The organism is Knoellia aerolata DSM 18566, assembly GCF_000768695.1.
GTDB lineage: Bacteria > Actinomycetota > Actinomycetes > Actinomycetales > Dermatophilaceae > Knoellia > Knoellia aerolata.
Map to the genome: position 1 here is coordinate 1 of NZ_AVPL01000193.1, position 383 is coordinate 383.

Below are 383 nucleotides of genomic sequence, written 5' to 3' on the forward strand. Positions count from 1 at the left end.
AGCACGACGACTTTCCTTACCGCTGGCATCAAACACATCCTTCGACCACGACTTGATTGCCACCCATTCTGGGCAAGCATCCGTGGCGCGCCAACGATGGAATACGTATATCAATATCGGTTTTCCGCGCGCGGTGGCGAAGGCGTTTCAGACCGCCGGCAACTGATGCGTCACGCAGTGGATTCCGCCGCCGCCCGAGGCGATCGCGTCGATGTCCAGCTGCACCACGTCGCGGCCGGGATACAAGGCGCGCAGCAGGTCCCGCGCCTTGCCATCGGCGCGGGCATCGCCGAACTCGGGCGCGATCACGGCGCCGTTGATGACGAAGTAGTTGATGTAGCCGGCGGCGAAATCGTCGTTGTCTTCCTGGTAGACGCTGGCCC

General features: G+C 62.7%; 1 protein-coding gene. It reads right to left on the reverse strand.

Going from position 1 to position 383, the window contains the following annotated elements; genetic code table 11:
- Nucleotides 1-147: 147 nt before the first annotated feature.
- Nucleotides 148-383 (reverse strand): agmatine deiminase family protein (locus N801_RS22280; RefSeq protein ID WP_035941210.1); only part of this gene is annotated, 236 nt, incomplete at its 5' end.